General features: G+C 71.1%; 16 protein-coding genes. 7 read left to right on the top strand and 9 right to left on the bottom strand.

Annotated elements, in window-relative coordinates; all coding sequences use genetic code 11:
- Positions 1–25: 25 nt before the first annotated feature.
- Complete coding sequence (locus N787_RS00915; protein WP_034210078.1) at positions 26–1,384, bottom strand: sigma-54-dependent transcriptional regulator; 1,359 nt, start codon at positions 1,382–1,384, stop codon at positions 26–28.
- A 216-nt stretch (positions 1,385–1,600) separates the two neighbouring features.
- Between N787_RS00915 and N787_RS00920 the strand changes: the two genes are divergently transcribed.
- On the top strand, positions 1,601–1,846 hold the full coding sequence (locus N787_RS00920) for a DUF3297 family protein (RefSeq protein WP_034210079.1): 246 nt from the start codon (positions 1,601–1,603) through the stop codon (positions 1,844–1,846).
- 186 nt (positions 1,847–2,032) lie between these two features.
- Positions 2,033–3,076, top strand: a complete 1,044-nt coding sequence (locus N787_RS00925) for a GGDEF domain-containing protein (protein ID WP_052575001.1) — start codon at positions 2,033–2,035, stop codon at positions 3,074–3,076.
- On the opposite strand, the gene N787_RS00930 is transcribed toward N787_RS00925, so the two are convergent.
- Genes N787_RS00930 through N787_RS00940 form a run of 3 tightly spaced genes read right to left on the bottom strand, consistent with a single transcriptional unit; the run spans position 3,077 to position 8,302 of the window.
- Positions 3,077–4,150, bottom strand: a complete 1,074-nt coding sequence (locus tag N787_RS00930; protein WP_084590555.1) for a DUF2235 domain-containing protein — start codon at positions 4,148–4,150, stop codon at positions 3,077–3,079.
- A gap of 19 nt (positions 4,151–4,169) precedes the next feature.
- The gene (locus N787_RS00935) at positions 4,170–5,240 is read right to left on the bottom strand and encodes a ComEC/Rec2 family competence protein (RefSeq protein WP_034210080.1); all 1,071 of its coding nucleotides are present in this window, start codon (positions 5,238–5,240) and stop codon (positions 4,170–4,172) included.
- A gap of 20 nt (positions 5,241–5,260) precedes the next feature.
- Positions 5,261–8,302 (bottom strand): hypothetical protein, encoded by a 3,042-nt coding sequence (locus tag N787_RS00940; protein ID WP_156968850.1) that lies wholly within the window; start codon positions 8,300–8,302, stop codon positions 5,261–5,263.
- Between the two features lie 227 nt (positions 8,303–8,529).
- Here N787_RS00940 and N787_RS00945 point away from each other — a divergent pair, with 227 nt between their 5' ends.
- Together N787_RS00945 and N787_RS00950 are read left to right on the top strand one after the other, a co-directional pair.
- The gene (locus N787_RS00945) at positions 8,530–9,477 is read left to right on the top strand and encodes a hypothetical protein (protein WP_034210083.1); all 948 of its coding nucleotides are present in this window, start codon (positions 8,530–8,532) and stop codon (positions 9,475–9,477) included.
- Positions 9,478–9,487: 10 nt separating this feature from the next.
- Positions 9,488–10,117, top strand: a complete 630-nt coding sequence (locus tag N787_RS00950) for a hypothetical protein (RefSeq protein WP_034210084.1) — start codon at positions 9,488–9,490, stop codon at positions 10,115–10,117.
- Here N787_RS00950 and N787_RS00955 read toward each other — a convergent pair.
- Complete coding sequence (locus tag N787_RS00955; protein ID WP_052575003.1) at positions 10,111–11,232, bottom strand: D-2-hydroxyacid dehydrogenase; 1,122 nt, start codon at positions 11,230–11,232, stop codon at positions 10,111–10,113. The genes N787_RS00950 and N787_RS00955 overlap by 7 nt on opposite strands.
- Positions 11,233–11,360: 128 nt before the next feature.
- On the opposite strand from N787_RS00955, the gene N787_RS00960 reads away from it, so the two are divergent.
- Both N787_RS00960 and N787_RS00965 read left to right on the top strand, forming a co-directional pair.
- Positions 11,361–12,302 carry an ABC transporter ATP-binding protein gene (locus tag N787_RS00960; RefSeq protein ID WP_034210085.1) on the top strand — a complete coding sequence of 314 codons (942 nt, stop codon included), beginning with the start codon at positions 11,361–11,363 and terminating at the stop codon, positions 12,300–12,302.
- On the top strand, positions 12,299–13,060 hold the full coding sequence (locus tag N787_RS00965; protein WP_034210086.1) for an ABC transporter permease: 762 nt from the start codon (positions 12,299–12,301) through the stop codon (positions 13,058–13,060). The genes N787_RS00960 and N787_RS00965 overlap by 4 nt, the downstream gene beginning before the upstream one ends.
- Positions 13,061–13,077: 17 nt before the next feature.
- On the opposite strand, the gene N787_RS00970 is transcribed toward N787_RS00965, so the two are convergent.
- Positions 13,078–14,517: a protein adenylyltransferase SelO gene (locus N787_RS00970; protein WP_034210088.1), complete on the bottom strand. Its 1,440-nt coding sequence runs from the start codon at positions 14,515–14,517 to the stop codon at positions 13,078–13,080.
- Complete coding sequence (locus tag N787_RS00975) at positions 14,517–16,538, bottom strand: amidohydrolase family protein (protein WP_052575004.1); 2,022 nt, start codon at positions 16,536–16,538, stop codon at positions 14,517–14,519. Before N787_RS00975 ends, N787_RS00970 begins: the two co-directional genes overlap by 1 nt.
- A 217-nt stretch (positions 16,539–16,755) precedes the next feature.
- On the opposite strand from N787_RS00975, the gene N787_RS14140 reads away from it, so the two are divergent.
- Positions 16,756–17,712 (top strand): RES family NAD+ phosphorylase, encoded by a 957-nt coding sequence (locus tag N787_RS14140; RefSeq protein WP_169742268.1) that lies wholly within the window; start codon positions 16,756–16,758, stop codon positions 17,710–17,712.
- A gap of 12 nt (positions 17,713–17,724) precedes the next feature.
- Here the strand turns inward: N787_RS14140 and N787_RS00985 are convergent, their stop codons facing one another.
- Positions 17,725–18,222, bottom strand: coding sequence for a hypothetical protein (locus tag N787_RS00985; protein WP_156968851.1), 498 nt, complete (start codon positions 18,220–18,222; stop codon positions 17,725–17,727).
- Positions 18,206–19,597: a sigma-54-dependent transcriptional regulator gene (locus tag N787_RS00990; RefSeq protein WP_034210092.1), complete on the bottom strand. Its 1,392-nt coding sequence runs from the start codon at positions 19,595–19,597 to the stop codon at positions 18,206–18,208. The genes N787_RS00985 and N787_RS00990 overlap by 17 nt, the downstream gene beginning before the upstream one ends.
- Positions 19,598–19,742 lie beyond the last annotated feature (145 nt).

The raw sequence follows: 19,742 nt of genomic DNA on the forward strand, positions 1-19,742 counted from the left end.
AGCATTCTCCGTCGGTTCGGCGGCGTCAGAGGCCGTAGGCCTTGCGCTTGCGGTAAAGGGTGGAGCCGTCGATGCCCAGGGTGCGGGCGGCGGCGTCCAGGGTTTCGCTGGCGGCGATCACCGCCTCGATGTGGGATCGCTCCAGCGCCTCGAGCGTCACCGGGGCACCCACCGCGGGCGCCTGCGGCGAAGCGTCGGCCGGGCCATGGCCCAGCGAGAGGTGCTGCGGCCCGATCTCCTCGCCATTGCACAGGATCACGGCGCGCTCGATCACGTTCTGCAGTTCGCGCACGTTGCCGGGCCAGGCGTAGGCCTGCATCGCCGCCATCGCGGCCGGCGAGATGCGCGCCGCCGGCAGGTGGTAGGCACCGGCGTAGCGTCGCAGGAAACCCTGGGCGAGCTCGGGCAGGTCCTCGCGGCGGTCGCGCAGCGGCGGCAGCACCAGGCTGATCACGTTCAGGCGGTACAGCAGGTCGAGGCGGAAGGTGTTGTCGCGCACCATCGCGTCGAGGTCGCGGTTGGTGGCCGAGACCAGGCGCACGTCGGCGTGGCGCGTGGTCGGGTCGCCGATGCGCTCGTATTGCTTGTCCTGCACGAAGCGCAGCAGCTTGGGCTGAAGCGCCAGCGGGAAGTCGCCGACCTCGTCCAGGAACAGCGTGCCGCCATCGGCCAGGCTGACGCGGCCCTGGGTGCTCTGGGTGGCACCGGTGAAGGACCCCTTGGCGTGGCCGAACAGCTCGCTTTCGAGCAGCTCGGCCGACAGCGAGGGGCAGTTCACGGTCGACATCGCGGCGCTGGCGCGATCGCTCCAGTCGTGGATGGCATTGGCGAGCACGCCCTTGCCGGTGCCGCTTTCGCCCAGCAGCAGCACGTTGGCATCGGTGCGCGCGACCTGGCGCGCCATCGCCAGCACCTGGGCCATGGCCGGGCTCTTGCTGGACAGCGCGTTGCCCGGGGTGGCCGGGCCCTGCTGCAGGCGGTCGATGCGGTTGAGCAGGTCGAGGGTGTCGAGCTGGCGCGCCACCGCCACCCGCAGCTGCGCCGGCGAGCAGGGCTTGACCAGGTAGTCGGCGGCACCGTCGCTGATCGCGCGCATGGCGTCGTCCACCTGCGAGTGCGCCGTGACCATGATCACGCGCATGCGCGGCGCCAGCTCGCGCAGTCGCGGCAGCGCATCCATGCCGGAATCGGCACCCAGGTTGCGGTCGAGCAGGCAGACGTGGAAAGGCTGGGTGGCGGCCAGCGCCAGGCCCTCCTGCAGGCGGGTGCTGGTGCTGACGCGATAGCCGGCGCCCTCCAGGCACAGCCTGAAGTTCTCCAGCAGGGTGGGATCGTCGTCGATCGCCAGGATGCGGCCTTTCGGGGCGGCCGGGGTATCGGGCACGGGAAGCTCCGGTTGAGTGTAAAAACTTCAGCAAGGGCTGTGCCAAGCCGTCCGGGGCGCGTGGCAACGCGGTTTCCAGCCGTGCGCCGCCCCGGGACCCTTGCATTCTGCAATACGCCTTCCGGGCTGGCCATGCAACTTGCAAGCCGTGCCCGGCCTCGGGCCGACCCGTTATCATGGCGCCCCCACGGCCCACGCCTTCGTCCGGACCCCGCCATGAGCAACACGCCTCCCGACCGCCTCAGCATCAACCCGCGCAGCCCCTTCTTCGACGAGGCCGTCCTCGAGCGGGGCATCGGCGTGCGCTTCAAGGGCATCGAGCGCACCAACGTCGAGGAGTACTGCATCAGCGAGGGCTGGGTTCGGCTGCCGGTGGGCAAGTCGCTCGACCGCCACGGCAACGCCATGACCCTCAAGACCAGCGGCGAAGTGGAAGTCTGGTTCCTCGACCAGGAAAAGTGATCCGCCGCACGATCCTGCGCATCGGCGGCTGAACGCCGGCGCGGGATCCGCGGAATCCGGCAGCCCGTCGCGGAATCCGCGATCCACGAGGCGCAAAGTCTCCCCACGGGACACCGGGGCCACGCGCCCCTCCGACGCGGCCCTTGCCGCGACGAGCACGATGCGTGCCCCGGAACGGAGGCCCGCATGCGCCTGGTTCCCCAACTCATCGTCCGCCTCGGCGGTGACATCCGACTCGCCATGATCCTGCTGTTCGGCGCGCTGACGGTGGTGTCGGTCATTCCCTTCGCCATCTTCCGCGCCCTGCAGGGCGACTGGGTGGCGGCCGCGGTGGACACGCTGATGGTGCTGACCATGGTCGGCAACGCCAGCTTCGCCTGGATGACCGGGCGCACCGTGCTGGCGGGCTCGATCAACGCCGTGGTGGTGTCGGCCACCTGCGCGGTGCTGCCGGGCGTGCTGGGCATGGCCGGGCTGTTCTGGATCTACACGGTGCTGCTGGCGAACTTCATGCTGGCGCCGCGCTGGCTGGCGGTGTCCTGCGGCCTGCTGATCCTGGTCGGCGCCCTGATGACCGCGCCCTTCCCCAATGCGATGGCGGCGACCGCCTTCGTGGTCAGCACGGCGCTGGTGATGCTCTACGCCTTCATCTTCGCCTCGCTGACCGAGTACCAGCGCCAGCGCCTGGTCGGCCTGGCCACGCGCGACCCGCTGACCGGCGTCGCCAACCGCCGCAGCATGGAGGTGGAGCTGGCCGACGTGCTGCGCTCGCACCAGGAACAGGCCCAGCCGGCGGCGCTGGCGGTGGTGGACCTGGACCACTTCAAGCGCATCAACGACCTGCACGGCCACGATGCCGGCGACCGGGTGCTGCAGGCGTTCGCGCAGCTGGTGGAGCACTGCATCCGCAAGCGCGACCGGTTGTTCCGGTTCGGCGGCGAGGAGTTCGTGCTGCTGTTCCCCGCCACCGACCGCGAGGGCGCCCGCGCGGCGCTGGAGAAGGTGCAGCGCGAGCTGCGCGAGAACCTCATGGGCCCGGACGGCCCGGTCACCGTATCGATCGGCGCCGCGCTGCTCGCGCCGGGCGATGACTGGCCGGCCTGGCTGGCGCGCGCCGACCAGGCGCTGTACCTGGCCAAGCGCAGCGGCCGCGACCAGGTGCGCTTCGACGACCCGCGCCCCTCGCCGGGCGAGCGCCGCCTGCACCTGGTGATGCCCGGCAGCGGCTGATCAGCAGGGCGTGCCGCGGGCGATGCGGCGGGTCTCCACCACCGGCAGCGCCTGCAGCCCGTCGGGCGCGGGCACGTTGGTCGGCCGGTAGTTCGACGGGGCGTGGGCGAGGCGGTCGAGCACCGAGCGGTGCAGGCATTCGCCGTGCGCGCGGAACTGGCCCACCGGCCGCTGGACCGCGCCCATGGCCTTGTACGCGATGGTCATCGAGTCGTTGAGGTTGGCGTTGAAACAGGGTCGGAACCAGGCCAGGTAGTCGTCGTCGAACTGCAGGCCGAGCCCTTCAGCCTTCTCGACGATCCAGTGCAGGGCTTCGTTGGCCAGGCCGTCCGGGTTGTAGCTGCCGCCGACGTTGCTGTGCACGCCCGCGAACCAGGCCTGCTCGAGCACGCCGTTCCAGCCCGCCGGTTTTTCCCACGGGTTGACCTTGAAGGGCTTGCGGCGCTCGTCGATGGCCATGGCGTGGTAGGCGTTCTGGATCTGCGGCACCAGCGAGATGTCGTGGTACTGGTACTTCTTGCCGTTGAAGACCTGGCCGAGCAGGCCGGGCGCACCCAGCGCGCCCACCGTGTCCCAGACGCCGACCATGCGGATCGGCGGCGCCGGCAGCGCGTCCTTCACCTTGCGGAAGGCGTGCGCCCACTCGGCGCTGTCCTTGCCGTGCTGGCTTTCGTAGCAGCCGTAGATTTCGGGCACGTAATAATCGTCGTCCTTGCGAAGCAATCCCACCTGGTTCATGAAGCCAGCCAGCGTGCGCACGGTGAAGGCGCCGCGGCTGAAGCCGAACAGGTAGATCTCGTCGCCCGGCACGTAGTTGTAGACGATGAACCGGTAGATGTTGCGGATGGTGTCCTCGATGCCCTTGCCGAAGGCACCGCCGGTGAACTTGTCCATGCCGCCTTCGGTGCCGACGCCGTCGAAGTAACCCACCACCTGGTCGACGCCGCGGTCGTCGCGCGAGCGCACGGCGCGGGCCAGCTTGGTGACGTTGGTGGGGCGGCGCTTGCCGGTCTTCTCGTCCACCTGGTCGCGCAGGTTCCAGGTGCCGTCGGCGCAGATCACGAGTCGTTTCATCGAAGGCCTCCGGGCCGGGTCAGTCGATCACCACGCGCAGGCCTTCGCCCGGCGCGCCGTATTCGGTGCGGTAGCCGAACTGCCGGCGGCGGTCCGCGCCGGCCCAGTCGCGGTTGTGGTCGGATTCGCAGTTGAAGCAGATCACCACGTCGTCGCCGGCGCGATGCACGACCAGGCGGGCCAGGGCCTCGGGGTCCGGGTGGCCGAAGCGGGCGCCGGTGGTGGACACCAGGTAGCGCTGCGCGGGGAAGGCCTCGAGCATCGGCACCGACAGGTTCTTGGCGCTGCCATGGTGCGGCAGCTTGAAAGCCTCGACCGGCTGCGGCTCGCCCTTGAAGGGCTCGCGCTCGAGGCTTTCGAGCAGCACCGAGGGATGCGCGTCGGCGCCGAACAGCACGCGCTTGCCGTCGTACTCGGCCAGGAAGGCGATGCTGGAGCCGTTGGCCGGCGTCTTGTCCTCCTTGAACGGCACCTGCGCCAGCAGCTCGACGTCGTCGCCGAGGAAGCCACCGCCGAGGACGGTTTCCTCGCGCGCGTAAGCCTTGCCGGGCACCAGCCCCTCCTCGACGATCACCTTCTCCCACTCCTTCTTCAAGGCCTGCATCTTCTCCCACGTCGGCGACAGCACCGTCAGCGCCATGCCGGCGAAGCGGAAGGTCCGCAGCTTGCCCTGGCGCGGCACCATCACCGCACGGTGGCCGAATTTTCGGTTCCAGGGCCAGCCGCCGCGACGGATCAGCTCGCTGAGCTGTTCGCCCTGGTCGGGCCCCATCAGGCCATCGATCTCGTCGGAAAGATGGAAGTAGCCGTTGAACCAGATCTCCTTGATGCGCACGACCGAGGGCTCGAGCTCGTCGAGGAAGCGCAGCGAGGCGCCGATGTGGTCGTCGTCGACGTGGGTAACCACGAACAGCTCGAACACGCATTCCCCCTCGGCGTCCACCACGGCCTGGATGCGCGGAAGCAGGTGCTTTTCGTAGGTGGCGGCTGGCCCGGTGTCGATCAGGATGCGCTTGGGCCGCGCCGGATCGCCGTACTCGATCCAGAGGCAGTCGCCGTGGGCGGCGTCGAGCATGTCGATGGTGAACATCGGTGGGGCTCCGTCGGGGGTCAGAGGCGCCAGGCGCTGTGGCCGTAGGCGACGAGGGTGAAGGCCATGCCGTGCCCGTCCGCCAGCAGCGAGCGCTTCACGGCGAGCATGGCCTCGTCGAAGCGCTGCGCGGCGTGCGCCGGCGCGCCGGTGGCCTGCAGCAGCCGCGTCGCCAGCAGCGCCGCTTGGGTCGAGTGGATCACCGACAGCGTGCCGACCACGATCGGCGCACCGCTGCGCACGAAGCGGCCCACGGTGCCCATGAAATCGATCTCGGCGACGGACGTGCCGCAGCCCAGCAGCAGCACCAGCGGGCCCGGCCGGGCCAGCGCGGGCGCGCGCACGTGCAGCGGCTCGATGTTGTCGGCGTCCAGGTAGAGATTGGAAATCTCCAGCGACGGGATGGCGGGATCGATGGTCGACTTGCCGGTGTGCGGGAGCAGCACCAGCAGGTCTGGCAGGGTGTCGGCGATGCGTTCCTCCCAAGCCCGCCACGACTCCACGCGCGTGAGCTTGGGCACCAGCTTGCCGAGCGTGGCCGGCACGCCCGTGGGCCCGTCCATTTCGGCCTGGGCGATCTGGCTGGCGGCCAGCAGCGCGGAGGTGAAGGGCCCGATGCGCTCCTCGCCTGGCGTCGGGACCGAGAGCCGGTGCCGGCTGTCGCCGTGGGCGTGCCGCTCGATGCATTTGCTCATGCCCCAGAACGCCGCCGGGCAAACATGGTCGCGGCTGTCGCGGTGCGGGCAGCCGGCGTGTACCGCTTCGCCGCCCGGCGCCAGCGCGGCCGCCGCATTCGGGCACAGCGTGGCCTCGGGCAGCGGCGAGCGCCCGGAGTACAGGAATTCGACGGGGAAGAAGGCCTCGGCGATGGCTTCGACCACCTGCACGCGGGCGGCCGTGGCCATCTCGCCCAGCGGATAGTGCGCCTGGAGCAGGCCGAGGATGCTCGCGCCGTGCTTGGCCAGCAGGCGCATCAGCTTCAGATTGGCTTCACTGCCGAGCGCCGCGTCCTCGTCGCCCACCGAGACCACCACGTTGGCGGCCACCGCCTTGCGCAGCGACTGCAGCGAGGCCTTCATGCCTTCGGGCTCGTCGAAGCTGACCGCGCCGCCGGCAACGGTGGTGATGCCCGACACGCCGGCCGGGCTGTCGTTGATGACGAAGGCGATGTCGGCCGGCGTGCCCGCGCTGGCGCTGGCGAAGCCGGGCACGTAGCGGTTTTCCTCGCGCAGCGCGCAGGCGCCGGCCGCATCGGCGGTCATCAGCAAGGTCTGCAGCACGCGGTTCTCGTGCAGCACCAGCAGGCGGGCGCGGAAGTCGGCGGGTTGCGCGCCGCAGCGCAGGTCGAACTCCGCGGCGCTGCTGTCGCCCGCGCGCGGCAGGTGGATCCCGGCCGATGCCGGCGGCGGCAGCGTGCGCCGGCCGGCACCATCGCGCGCAGGCGAGAGCGGCACCCAGGCTAGCGTGAGGTCGTGGCCCTCGGGTTGGTCGGGCAGCCGGGTTTCATCCAGCGCGACGTTGGCGCGCACCTGCGGGCCGCCGCGGTCGGCGCCGATGTGCACGCGCACGCGGTAGTCGGTGTCGGGCACCAGCCGCACCGGCGCGGCATCGGGCGCCTCGGGCGCGTCCTCGCGCAGGACCAGCGCCTGCACGTAGCGCGGATCGCCCGGCGGTGCGTCGGGAGCCGCGCCGTGGGGATCGGCGGCGGCGGGGGGCGGCGACATCGGCGGGCCGTCGTCGGGCGGCGGCGCCGCCATCGGCAGGTCGTTCGGTGGCGGCATCACCGGCGGCGCGTCGCCCGAACGGGGCGGTGGCGGCGCCAGGTCGTCCGGCGGGGGCGACATCGCGAAGCCGTCGTCGGCCGGCATCGGCGCGGGCGCGCGCATCGCCGGCGGCGCCACCGGGGCCGCGGTGTCGATCCGCCCGAGCGCGCCCTCGAGGGCACGGCGCACGCGCACGAGGCTGCGGGCATCGCCGCCTTCGTTGGTCCAGCCCAGGGAAGGCAGCTGCGACTTCAGCGCGCGGCCGATCTGCCGCACGCGTGCCAGGCGGGTATCGAGGCCAAGGTTGCCGAGCACGTCCTGCGCCAGCACCACCGTCGCCTCCTTCGGCGCGTCCTGCAGCCGCGCCGCCAGGCGGCCGGCCGCGTCGGCAATGAAGGTGCCGGCGATGAAGCCTGGATCGGCGTGCAGCAGCGGCGCCGGGAAATCGCCGATCGCGGGATCGCCCTGCTCCTGTCGCCGGGCGTCCGCGCGCCGGGCCGTGAACAGGGAGGCCGGCAGGCCACGATTGTGGGAAAGCTCGCGCACCAGCGCCTGGAACCAGGCCTGCTCCTCGCCCGCCGCCACCGCGCACAGGCCGATCGCGCCGGCGTGGTAGCGCGACGCCAGGGCGGCGATGCCGTCCTTCAGACGCGCCTCGTCGACGTCGGCCCCGCCGAGCAGCAGCACCGCGTCGGCGACGGTGCGGGCGCCGGGCACCGCGCCCAGCGCGACCCGCAGGTCGCCGCGACAGAGCAGGAGGTCGACGATGCGATCGTCGTGGCCGACGGGCTCGACCTTGAAAAGTTCGCCGTACCGCGCGCCGGCAAAGCGCTGCCACAGCGCCGCGTCGTCGCGCGGTACGCCGATCCGGAGCGGCCACTCCCAGAGGCTGGCGCCCGGCGCGGCGAACTCGAACCAGGCGTCGGAGACTTCGGGCAGCGCGCACAGGGCTTGCACCAGCGCCGCCGGCGAAACGCCGCGCGCCGCGCCGGACAGCGCCACCGAGCGCGGGCCCGCCGCGGAGAGCCGCCGGCACCAGGCCGCAAGTCCGGCCAGCACGCGCGCGCGCACCGGCGGCAGGTCCAGCATCGCGCCGATGCGCCGCACGCCCGGCAGCGAGACCGACAGCGCGGGCGCCGAGGCGGCCCGCTCCAGCGCCTTTGCGAGCGCGGCCTCGTCGGCACTGCCCTCGAGCAGCGCCTGCAGCGCGCGCGGCGCCGCACCGGCCACCAGCACGAACCGCGCCTGTTGCACCGCATCGATACCGGCCAGCGCCGCGCCGAAAACCTCGAACCGCATGCCCATCCCCCGCGCCGTCGTACCCGGAGTTACGAGTCGCGGGCCCTGCACAGGCCATGCGGGAAAAGCCGGGACGCGGCGCCAGAATCGAAGTTCTTTCCGAATCAGTCGGTTGCCGGCTGACCGGGTAAGCATTGCTAACTGCCGCCACCGCGGCGGCCGGCCCGGAAGGCCTGTTTCAAGCAGTGATCGCGTTGGCAGGAGTGGTTCCCGATGGAGGCCCCCGCATGCGCCCCTTCCTGCCCCTCGCCGCCCTGGCTTGCCTGGCCGCCGCGCCCGCGCTCGCCCAGCCCGCCGCCTCGCGCGTGGTCGTGCGCGACACGCTGCCGCGTCCGGTCAATATCCGCGTCGCCGAGGCCGACGGCGCCGCCGCGATCGAAGCGCAGCGCATCGCCCTCGAAGCCGCCCGCGCCGACGCCGAGCTGCAGCGCCGCGTGCTGCTGCACCAGCGCAAGATCGGCACGCTCACCGACGCGCAGTATCGCGAAGGCCTGTCCGGCTATGACCGCGCCATCGACGGCTATCGCCAGCTGCGCCCGGGCCAGCGCGTGCGCCCCGACGGCGCCGAGGCCGCGGTGCTGGAAAAACAGATCATTGATTTCACCGCCGCCCGCGACGGCCTCGGCGCGCCCTCGGTGCTCGCCGAGGTGGACACCGTGCGCGGCGACCGCGGCGAAGTGCGGCTGCCCGCCGAGGCGCTGCAATCGTCGCTGGCAGCGAGGCTTGAGCAAGCCCGCGCCGAACTGCCGGACGATGCGCGGCACGCGCCGGCGCGCGCCTATCTCGACGGACTGGAGCGCCGCGCCGCCGAGCAGCTGCCCGCGCTGGCCGACGCCCGCGGCAACGTGGCGCTGGCCGACACCGTCGAAATCATCGAGGAAGTGCAGGTCGCCTACACCATGTCGATGGAATCGTGGCCGGTGATGCTGCGCGTGCGCTCCATCCCCGAGCAGGCCATCGTCGAGCTGCGTGCGCTGGCCTCGGCGCCACTGGCCTTCACCACCGATACCCAGCGCGAGGTCATCCGCGGCTGGTTCGACTACACGGTCAGCAAGGCCGGCTACAAGACCGTCGAGGGCAAGGACCTGAACCTGGTGTGGGCCGAGGGCCTGTTCACCTGCCAGCTCGTGCCCGAGGACTCGCCGCAGGACCCCCTGCCCTGCAACATCGAATGAGGTCGCCACGATGAACGAACCGGTCCTGCCCGCTCCCCCGCCCGCCACCCGGCGCTGGCTGTCCGCGCTGCTGGCGCTGGCGGTCACGGTGCCGCTGTCGATGGCGCCGCTGCTCGGCAACCTCGAGATCCCGGGGTTCCGGGCGCTGCTGTCGCTGTTCCCGCGCGGGCTGCAGGACACGGCCCTGCCGCTGGCCTCGCTGGCGATGGCACTGGTGGCGGTGAGCGTGCAGTTCTTCTCGCGCGACCGGTTCAGCGGCCGCAAGCTCACGCGCGCGTTCATCGTGCTGGTGGCGGGGCTGTTCCTGCTGCTGCTGGTGCTGGCCTGGCGCCACAACCAGACCGTGGTCGCCATGAAGGTCGGGCCGACCGGTGAGACCGCCAGCTTCGTGGTGGCGGCCCAGCGCAGCGCCACCTGCCCCTGCCCCGCCGGCAGCGGCGACGCTGAGTGCATCCAGCGCCTGGGCCTGGACGGCTCCCGCCTGCCGGTGTGCTGGGACGAACGCGAGGTGCGCGGCAACGGCTTCGTGCTGCTGCTGCTTTACGTGCTGCTGATGTCGGGCCTGGGCGCGCTGGTCGGGCTGCTGGTGATGACGCGCACGCAGCCGCGGCCGCGTGCGCGCAAGCCGCGCGGTCAGTAGCCGCGGGCGATGTCCACCCTGTTCAGAAGCGGCTCGCCGGCGGCGTAGCGGCGCAGGTTCTCGGTGACCAGCAGCCACAGGCGTGCATCCTCGCGGTCGGAATCGCCGGCGATGTGCGGGGTGATGATCACGTTCTCCATCGCCCACAGCGGGTGCCCGGGCGGCAGCGGCTCCGGATCCGTCACGTCCAGGCCGGCGCCGCCCAGCTGGCCGCTGCGCAGCGCCGCCACCAGGTCGTCCTGTACGACGCTGCGGCCGCGGGCGATGTTGATGAAGTAGCCGCCGGGCTTCATCGCCGCGAAGAAGCGCGCGTCGAAGATGCCGGTCGTGGCGGGCGTGATCGGCGCGGCGTTCACCACCACGTCGGCCTCGGCGGCCAGCGCCAGCAGTTCGTCGGGCAGGCCGACGCGGGCGACGTAGTCGGGGCCTTCGCGGCTGGAATTCCGGGTGGCGATGACGCGCATGCCCAGGCCGTGGCCGCGCCACGCCACCTCGGTGCCGATGCCGCCCAGGCCCACCACCAGCAGCGTGCGTCCCTTGAGCTCGCGCGCGCGGCCGAAGCCCTCGCGGTTCCACTCGCCGGCCTGCTGGTAGCGCCCGTACTGCGGCAGGCCGCGGGCCAGCGACATCATCATGGCGATGGCGTGCTCGGCGATCGGCGGGCCGCTGGTGCGCTGGCCATTGGTCAGCACGACGCCGCGCGCGGCCAGTCCCTCCACCGCGACGCAGCGCTCGACGCCCACCGGGTAGGACTGGAACCAGTGCAGCCGCGGCGCCGCGAGCAGCGTCGGGTCGCAGGCGCCGAAGACCGCGGTGGCGGTGGCGAGCTGTTTGGCCAGGGCGGTCGGGTCGTCGCTGGCGGCGACGATGGCCGCGCCCGGCGCGGCGCGCTGCAGCGCCGCCAGGCGCTCCGCATCGGCGCGCAGCACCAGGACGCGGGGCGTGGCGGACCAGCCCGGCAGGTCGCGCGACGCGACCGCACCCTCGCGCAGGCCCAGCTCCCGGATCATCGCCGCGGCCGCCGGGTCGGGCGGGGGTGGCTTGGCCTGGGTGGCGCTGCCGAGCAGCGAGGTGAGCAAGACGAGGCAAGCGGCGAACTGGACGTGGGCGGACATGGATTTCCCCTGGTGGTGTCCCGGCCGGGCGTTCGGCGGGGACCAGCGTACTCCCCGGGCGGCGCAATGACCGGGTCCCGGGGCCGCGTTACGATGGCGGCCCGCCCATCAAGGCCCCGCGAACGCGCATGGACCCCATCCTCTCGATCCGCGGCATCGGCAAGACCTATGCCTCGGGCCACGTCGCGCTGAAGTCCGTCGACCTGGACATCCATCGCGGCGAGATCTTCGCCCTGCTCGGCCCCAACGGCGCCGGCAAGACCACGCTGATCAGCATCATCTGCGGCATCGTCAACGCCAGCCGGGGCAGCGTGCTGGCCGACGGCTTCGACATCGTCGGCGAGTTCCGGCAGGCCCGCTCGCGCATCGGGCTGGTGCCGCAGGAACTCAGCACCGACGCCTTCGAGACCGTGTGGGCGACGGTACGGCTCAGCCGCGGCCTGTTCGGCAAGCCGCGCGACGACGCCCACCTGGAGAAGGTGCTGCGGTCGCTGAGCCTGTGGGACAAGAAGGACAGCAAGATCATGGCGCTCTCGGGCGGCATGAAGCGGCGCGTGCTGATCGCCAAGGCGCTGGCGCACGAGCCGCGCATCCTGTTCCTGGACGAGCCCACCGCCGGCGTGGACGTCGAGCTGCGCCGCGACATGTGGAACCTGGTGCGCGGGCTGCGCGACCAGGGCGTCACCATCATCCTCACCACGCACTACATCGAGGAGGCCGAGGAAATGGCCGATCGCATCGGCGTGATCAACCACGGCGAGCTGGTGGTGGTGGAGGACAAGCACGTGCTGATGCGCAAGCTGGGCAAGAAGCAGCTGGCGCTGCAGCTGCAGCAGCCGCTGGCCGCGATCCCGGCCGAACTGGCGGCGCTTCCGCTGGAACTTTCGGAGGATGGCTTGACCCTCACCTACACCTTCGACGTGCAGGGCGAGCGCACCGGCATCGCCACGCTGCTGCGCAAGCTGGCCGACCACGGCATCGACTTCCGCGACCTGCATTCGAGCGAGAGCTCGCTCGAGGAGATCTTCGTGAACCTGGTGTCCGGCCGCGGCAAGGGAGGCCAGGCATGAACTGGTATGCCGTCAAGGCCATCTACCGCTTCGAGATGGCGCGCACCTTCCGCACGCTGGGCGAATCGATCATCTCGCCGGTGCTTACGACCTCGCTGTACTTCATCGTGTTCGGCGCCGCGATCGGCGCGCGCATGGGCGAGGTGGGCGGCGTCAGCTACGGCGCCTTCATCATCCCCGGGCTGATCATGCTGTCGCTGCTCAACGAGTCGATCTCGAACGCGGCCTTCGGCATCTACATGCCCAAGTGGGCCGGCACCATCTTCGAGCTGCTGTCGGCGCCGGTGGGCTGGGGCGAGGCGGTGCTCGGCTACGTCGGCGCCGCGGCCAGCAAGTCGGTGATGCTGGGGCTGCTGATCCTGGTGACGGCGCGCTTCTTCGTGGATTACGAGATCGCGCATCCGCTGGCGATGATCCTGTTCCTGCTGCTCACGGCGGTGAGCTTCAGCCTGTTCGGTTTCATCATCGGGCTCTGGGCCACCGACTTCCAGAAGCTGCAGGTGATCCCGCTGATGGTGATGACGCCGCTGACCTTCCTGGGCGGCGCGTTCTACTCGATCGACATGCTGCCGCCGGTGTGGCAGAAGATCGCGCTGCTCAACCCGGTGGTGTACCTGATCAGCGGCTTCCGCTGGAGCTTCTTCGGGCGGTCGGACGTGAACGTGGTGGTGAGCTTCGCCGCCATCTGCGGCTTCCTGGCGCTGTGCCTTCTGGCGGTGTGGTGGATCTTCCGCACCGGGTGGCGGCTCAAGAGCTGAGCCGCGAAGCGCCGGGCTCAGGTGCCGCAGAAGGTGTGGGTGACGCGCTGCTCCGGCGCCGGTGGCGCCATGAACGGTGCCTGCGCCGGGCCGTCGTCGAACGGACGCCGCACCGCGGCAAGCAGCGCCTCGAATGGCGCCAGATCGCCGGCCGCCGCGGCCGCCAGCGCGGCCTCGACGAGATGGTTACGCGGGATCACCGCCGGGTTGGCGGCATCCATCACGGCGACGCGCGCGGCGACATCGCCCGGCTCGCGGCCCAGCCGTTCGCGCCAGCGCGCCAGCCACGCGTCCATGCCGGGTGATTTGGGCAGGGCGGCTTGTTCGCCGCGGGCGACGCCCGACAGCGCGCGGTACGCCAGCGTGTAGTCGGCTTCCACCGCCTGCAGGGCCTCGAGGAAATCCTGCGCCAGCGCCTCGTCACCATCCTCTTCGGTGGACAGGCCCAGCTTGCGGCGCTGGCCGGCGAGCCAGTGCTCCCGGTAGGCGGGCGCGAAGGCCTCGATCCCGGCACGCGCCATCGCCACCGCCTGCTCGCCGTCGGCGTTGATCAGCGGCAGCAGGCACTCGGCCAGCCGCGCCAGGTTCCACTGCGCGATGCCCGGCTGGTTGCCGAAGGCATAGCGGCCGCGGCGGTCGATCGAGCTGAAGGTCTTGGCGGGGTGGTATTCGTCGAGGAACGCGCAGGGGCCGTAGTCGATCGTCTCGCCGGACACCGCCATGTTGTCGGTGTTCATCACGCCATGCACGAAGCCGACCTGCATCCAGGCGGCCACCAGCCGCGCCTGCGCCTGCGCCACCGCTTCGAGCAGGGCCAGCGGCGGATTGTCGTGGTCGGCCAGCGCCGGGTAGTGGCGCGCGAGCACGAAGCCGACCAGCGCACGCACCGCCGCGTGGTCTTCGCGCGCGGCGAAGAACTGGAAGGTGCCTACGCGGACGTGGCTGGCCGCGATGCGGGTGAGCACCGCGCCGGGCAGCGCGCCGTCGCGGAACACCGCCTCGCCGGTCGCCACCGCCGCCAGCGCGCGCGTGGTCGGCACGCCCAGCGCGTGCATCGCCTCGCTGACCAGGAATTCGCGCAGCACGGGGCCGATGGCCGCGCGGCCGTCGCCATTGCGCGAGTACGGCGTGGGGCCGGCGCCCTTGAGCTGCACGTCGAAGCGCCGTCCCTGCGGATCGGTCACTTCGCCGAGCAGGATTGCGCGGCCATCGCCGAGCTGGGGAACGAAGTGGCCGAACTGATGGCCAGCGTAGGCCATCGCGATCGGCCGCGCCTGCGCGGGCGGGGCATTGCCGGAAAACATCGCGGCAGCGCGCGCCTCCAGCGCGGGGTCGAGGCCGAGCGCCCCGGCCAGCGCCGCGTTCCAGGCCAGCAGCCGCGGCGCGGCCACCGGCGTGGGCTCGACGGCCGACCAGAAGGTCAGCGGCAGGGCGGCGTAGCTGTGCTGCAGCTGCATCAGGACTTCGGGACCTGCACCTTGGGGGCGTCCACGAAGGGCCGGATGCCGAACTCGGGATAGATCTCGGCCGGGTAGTAGACGACGCCGTCCTTCACCACGGCGCGGATGCGCTTGATCTCGCGCAGGTCGCGGGTCGGGTCGCCGGGCACGAGGAAGAAATCGGCCAGCTTGCCGCGCGCGATCGAGCCGGTGGACTGGTCCTGGCCGAGGTACTTCGCCATGTCGTACGTGGCCAGCTTCAGCACTTCCGCCGGGGTGTAGCCGAGCTGGCCGAACAGCTCGAGCTCGCGGTGGAAGTTGAACGAGCCGCCGAGGTCGGTGCCGGGCACGATCAGCACGCCGCGCGCCTTCATCTGGCGCAGCGTGTCCATGATCTTGCCGTAGGCCAGGCGATAGGCCTGGGCATCGCCGGGCGCCGACATGTCGGACCAGGCGCGCTTGCTGTCGCGCTGCACGCCCACGGGCAGGTTGTCGATCACGTCCACGGAACCCGCGGGCACCTCGCCGTCCTGGTTGAGCAACAGGTTCTCGTGGATGGCGATGGTGGGCTCGACCGCGACGCCCTTGGCGACGATGTTGTCGAGCGTCTTCTGCACCGGCGCCGAGTCCAGGTCCAGCGTGGCCAGGCGCTTGAGCGCGGTCAGGCGCAGCAGCGTGCGGGTGTCTTCCTCGGGCGAGAGCACCCAGCCGAGCATGATCTGGTTGATGTGGGTGAGCTCGTCGTAGCCCGCATCCACCATCGCATCGGCGTTGGAGAACGCCGGCACGTGGCCGGCGACGCGCAGGCCCAACCGGTGCGCCTCGGCCGCGGCGGCCTTCGACCACTCGGGCTTCATGCTGTTGTAGAGCTTGACCTGGTGGTAGCCGCGCGCCGCGTAGAAGCGCACCGCCTCCAGCGCCTCGGCCTCGCTCGCGACCAGGTAGCCATTGTTCGAATTGAACGGGCTGCGGCCCTCGATGAAGCCGCTGCGATGCACGCGCGGGCCGGCGATGCGGCCGGCCTCGATGCTGGCCACGAGGTCGTCGAGCACGGCGTTGTTGTTGCCCATGTCGCGCACGGTGGTGATGCCGGCGGCGATGTTGAGGATGGCGCCGCCCTGCCCGGTGTGCGAGTGCATCTCGTGCAGGCCGGCGACCAGGGTGCCGCCCTCGCCGTCGATGCGCACCTCGCCCGGCGAGGGCTTGGCGTCGAGCGGCTGGATGCCGGCGATGTGGCGGCCGTGCACCACCACGCTCACGGGCTCGGAAAGCTTGAGCGTGGCCGGGTCGAAGACACGCACGTCGTGGAAGCGGACCGGCGCACCGTACCGGTGCGCGGTGCGCGCCTGCAGCGCCACCAGCCGGGCCTCGCCGAGGTCGGCGGCGAGCTTGCGCAGCCGTTCTTCCTCGGCCTCGTAGCCCTTGCGGACCACCACGCTGCCCGGCGAAGCGACGGCGAACATCCCGCCGCGCTCGTCCAGCAGCACGTACTCCGGGTTGAGCTCGAGGCCGGAGAGCGCGTAGGTGCGCACGGTGATGCGCTCCTTGCCCATGCCCACCTGCAGCGGCTCGCCCGGCACCAGGCTCACTTCGCCGGCGGGCAGGGCCGCGATGCGGCGGTCGGCGTCGTCCAGCAGCACGCGCGCGTAAAGGCCCAGCGACCAAGGGCTGGCCGACTGACCGATGTAGAGCGCCGGCGCCGACAGTGCCTGCTTGCCCGGGCCCACGGCGTCCTTCCACGCGGCCTCGCCGTCCGCCAGCGTGAAGGATTCGTCCACCTTGCTGCCGAACGTGGTGCTGCCGGTGATCGTCCACGCCACCGGCAGGCCGTCGGCGCCCAGCGTGAGCTGTTCGGCGATGGTGGGGCCGCGGCCGTTGTTCTTGACGTCGTAGTCGATGCTGACGCGGTCGCCCTCGCGGGTGGCGACCAGGTGGCCGACGGTGTTTCCGCCGGTGATGACGGTGAACTGCTCGGCCCCGTCGGCGGCGACGGCCGCGTTCGACAGCAGGCAAAGGGCGGCGACGGCGAACCAACGCATGGCGTGCTTCCTGTTTCCCCTGGGATGCGGCCACTGTCGGTCATGCGGGCGGCCGATTCAAGCGGGGCCCGGACCGTGAATTTTTTCAGCGGCGTGGGAATCGATTTCCCCTCGGGATGCGCCCGGACCCCTGATTCCACGGGCTTTTTGCCTTGGCAAGCTTCGTGCAGTGCTTTGCCTGCCACGCGAACTTCCTCGCGCCATGGAGCCCACCGCCATGCAGAACACGCTGACCGTCCACGACTCCCCGCCCGCCGCCCCCCTGCTGCCGTCCGCCGAAGGCCTCGAGCGTGCGCTGCGGGACGTGCTGTCCCTGGAGTCCGCCTTCGTCGCCAAGTTCCTGCCCTACCAGGACATGACCCGGCTGCCGCCCGGCTACGCGGGCTTCGCCAAATGGCACTTCCGCCGCCTGCACGACGACAGCCTGGCCTGGAAGGACGTGGCGCCCGCCTACGCGCTGGCCTGCCTGTCGCACTCGGCCTACGGCACCGCCATGGATCCGAGCGTGGAGTGGGAGCTGGAGCTGCAGTGGGGCGACCTCAAGTCGCTGTCGCGGCTCGACTGGAGCACGGCCCGCCGCCTGATCATGGACGCCTGGACCTACCTGTCGGGCAACAAGGCCCTGCCGGAAGGGCTGGACGAAGCCATCGAAGCCCGCAATGCCGCCGCCGAGGCCTCCGATGCCTACGTCGAGGAAGACGAGGACGGCCTGCGCGTCGACCTGGAGCTGGTGCCGGCCTACGTGGTGCTGCGCGAATCCATGGCCGGCCGGCGCCCGCAGGACTGGCGCACGCGCGGCCAGGCGCGCTGGCTGTCGAGCGACGTGAACGTGCTGTCGCTGGCGATGAGCCCGGCGCTGGCGGTGCTGGACGCCGTGAGCCTCTACAGCTTCGTCGACGAGGAAGGCCGGCTTCTGGTGCGCATGGCCTTCCCGCCGAACCTGCTGCGCACGCTGGACACCGGCACCAAGACCCGGCGCGCGCTGGACCGCGACCTGCGCGAGCGCATCGAGCGCTGGCGGGTGGAGCAGCACTCGGCCCTGCTGCGGGTGCCGAGCGCGCTGTGCCCGGGCGAGTTCAACCTGCTGGCCAATCCGGAACACCCGGACTTCCCGCTGCTGCAGCGCATGGACGCGGTGCCGCTGGACATGGACCGCCGGCGCCGCAGCCACTGAGGCGCGGCAGGATCAGGGCGGCGGCGGTGGGAACAGCCGCCGCATCTGGTCCAGGCACCCCACCGCGTCGGATTCCATCTGGTCGAGGATGGGTTCGATGTCGGTGCGGTCCTCGCAGCGCAGGCCCAGCACCCCGGCATTCATGAACAGCGAGTTGAGGTGGTTGCGGAGCTGGTGTTCGACCTCGACCACGGTGGTGCCGGGAAGCGTCACCCAGGCGCGGCCACCCTTCGCGGGCGGCGCATCGAGGAAGGGACGCAGCGCCGCCAGGTAATCCGCCAGCACCAGCCGGTCGTGCAGCGTCAGCGCGGCCGGGTCGCGCATCCGCAGGCACAGCACCGCCGACGATCCCGGAGCCGAACCCATGTCGAGGTCGAATTCCACGCACTGCCTGCCGCCCGCCGCCGCGGCGCTGGGCGACACCAGCTCGATGTCCTCGCAGCCCTTGGCCTCGAGCCAGGACAGCATGGGCGGCGGAAACAGGAAGCCCATCTCAGGCGTGGTTTCCATTCGAGGCCTCCGCATCCACATCCCCCGCGCCCAGCGCGTCCTCGGGCGGCAGCGACGCGGCCTTGTAGCTGCTGAGCCGGTTGTAGATGGTCTTGGTGGTGATGCCCAGCACCTGCGCCGCCTTGGCCTTGTTGTTGTCGAAGTAGGCCAGGGTCTTGAACAGCATGCGCCGCTCGATCTCGTGCATCGGCGTGCCGACCACGAAGGTGATGGTGCTGGCGGTCTCGGCCACGGGGCGCATGTCGTCCACCGGCAGGCTGGGCGTGACGCGGTCGGATTCGGCCAGAATGTAGGCGCGCTGGATGATGTTCTTGAGCTCGCGGATGTTGCCGGGCCAGCGGTAGCGCTGCAGCAGGTCGGCGCCCTCGCGGGTCAGCACTCGGCGGGTGCCGTAGCGGTCGTTGAGCCGCTTCAGGAACAGGTTGGCGATCGGCAGGATGTCCGCGGGCCGGTCGCGCAGCGGCGGCAGCGCCATCGGGAATTCGGCCAGGCGGTAGTAGAGGTCTTCGCGCAGCCGGCCCGAGTCGATGGCATCGACATGCGGCCGGTTGGTGGCCGAGACGATGCGCACGTCCACCGCGATGTCCTCGCTGCCGCCGACGCGGCGGATCTGCCGCGTCTCGAGGGCGCGCAGCAAATGCACCTGCAGGTGCACGGGCATCTCGCTGAGCTCGTCGAGGAAGAGCGTGCCGCCCTCGGCCTGCTCGAACAGCCCGACGTGGCGCGAAGCGGCGCCGGTGAAGCTGCCGCGCTCATGCCCGAACAGCTGGCTGGTGAGCAGGTCGGCCGGCACCGCGCCGCAGTTGATCGCGACGAAGGCGCCCTTGCGCCCGCTCTCGGCGTGGATGGCGGCGGCCACCAGCTCCTTGCCGACGCCGCTTTCGCCCTCGATAAACACCGAGGCGTCGGTGGGCGCGACGCGGCGAACCTGCTGGCGCACGGCATCCATCGCGGCCGACGGGCCGGCGATGCCGTGCCAGGGATCGCCCAGCGCGGGCTCCGGCGCGGGAAGCCGCGGCGCGGCGGCCTGCAGCAGCTGCCGGAAGCGCGCGACCTGCATCGGCTTGACCACGTAATCCACGATCGGCAGGTGCATCGCCTTGAGCGCGGACTCGACCGTGGGATTGCCGGTGATCAGGATCACCTGGGTGCGGCCGCCGAGGTCGACGTGCTCAAGCAGTTCGAGGCCGGAGCCATCGGGCAACGAAAGATCCACCAGGGCGACGTCGAAGGCGGTTTCGCGGATGCGGGCCAGCGCCTGTGCGACGGAGCCGGCGATGACGACATCGAAATCCAGTGCGCGGGCGATCTCGGCAGCGGCCCTGACGAAACCCACGTCGTCATCAACGATAAGCAATGCGGAACGGTCAACCATGATGCTCACCCCCCCGAGTGGCAGTCCTTGCCAAGACTAACCGCTGGAACGGGCAACGGTTCACGCCATTTTCCGGGCCTCCCCTGATTACACCGGATTGAAAATTCTTCCCTCCACCCCTGACGTTGGCACCGTACTTGCCCAA

Source organism: Arenimonas metalli CF5-1, from assembly GCF_000747155.1.
GTDB classification, from domain to species: Bacteria; Pseudomonadota; Gammaproteobacteria; order Xanthomonadales; family Xanthomonadaceae; genus Arenimonas; species Arenimonas metalli.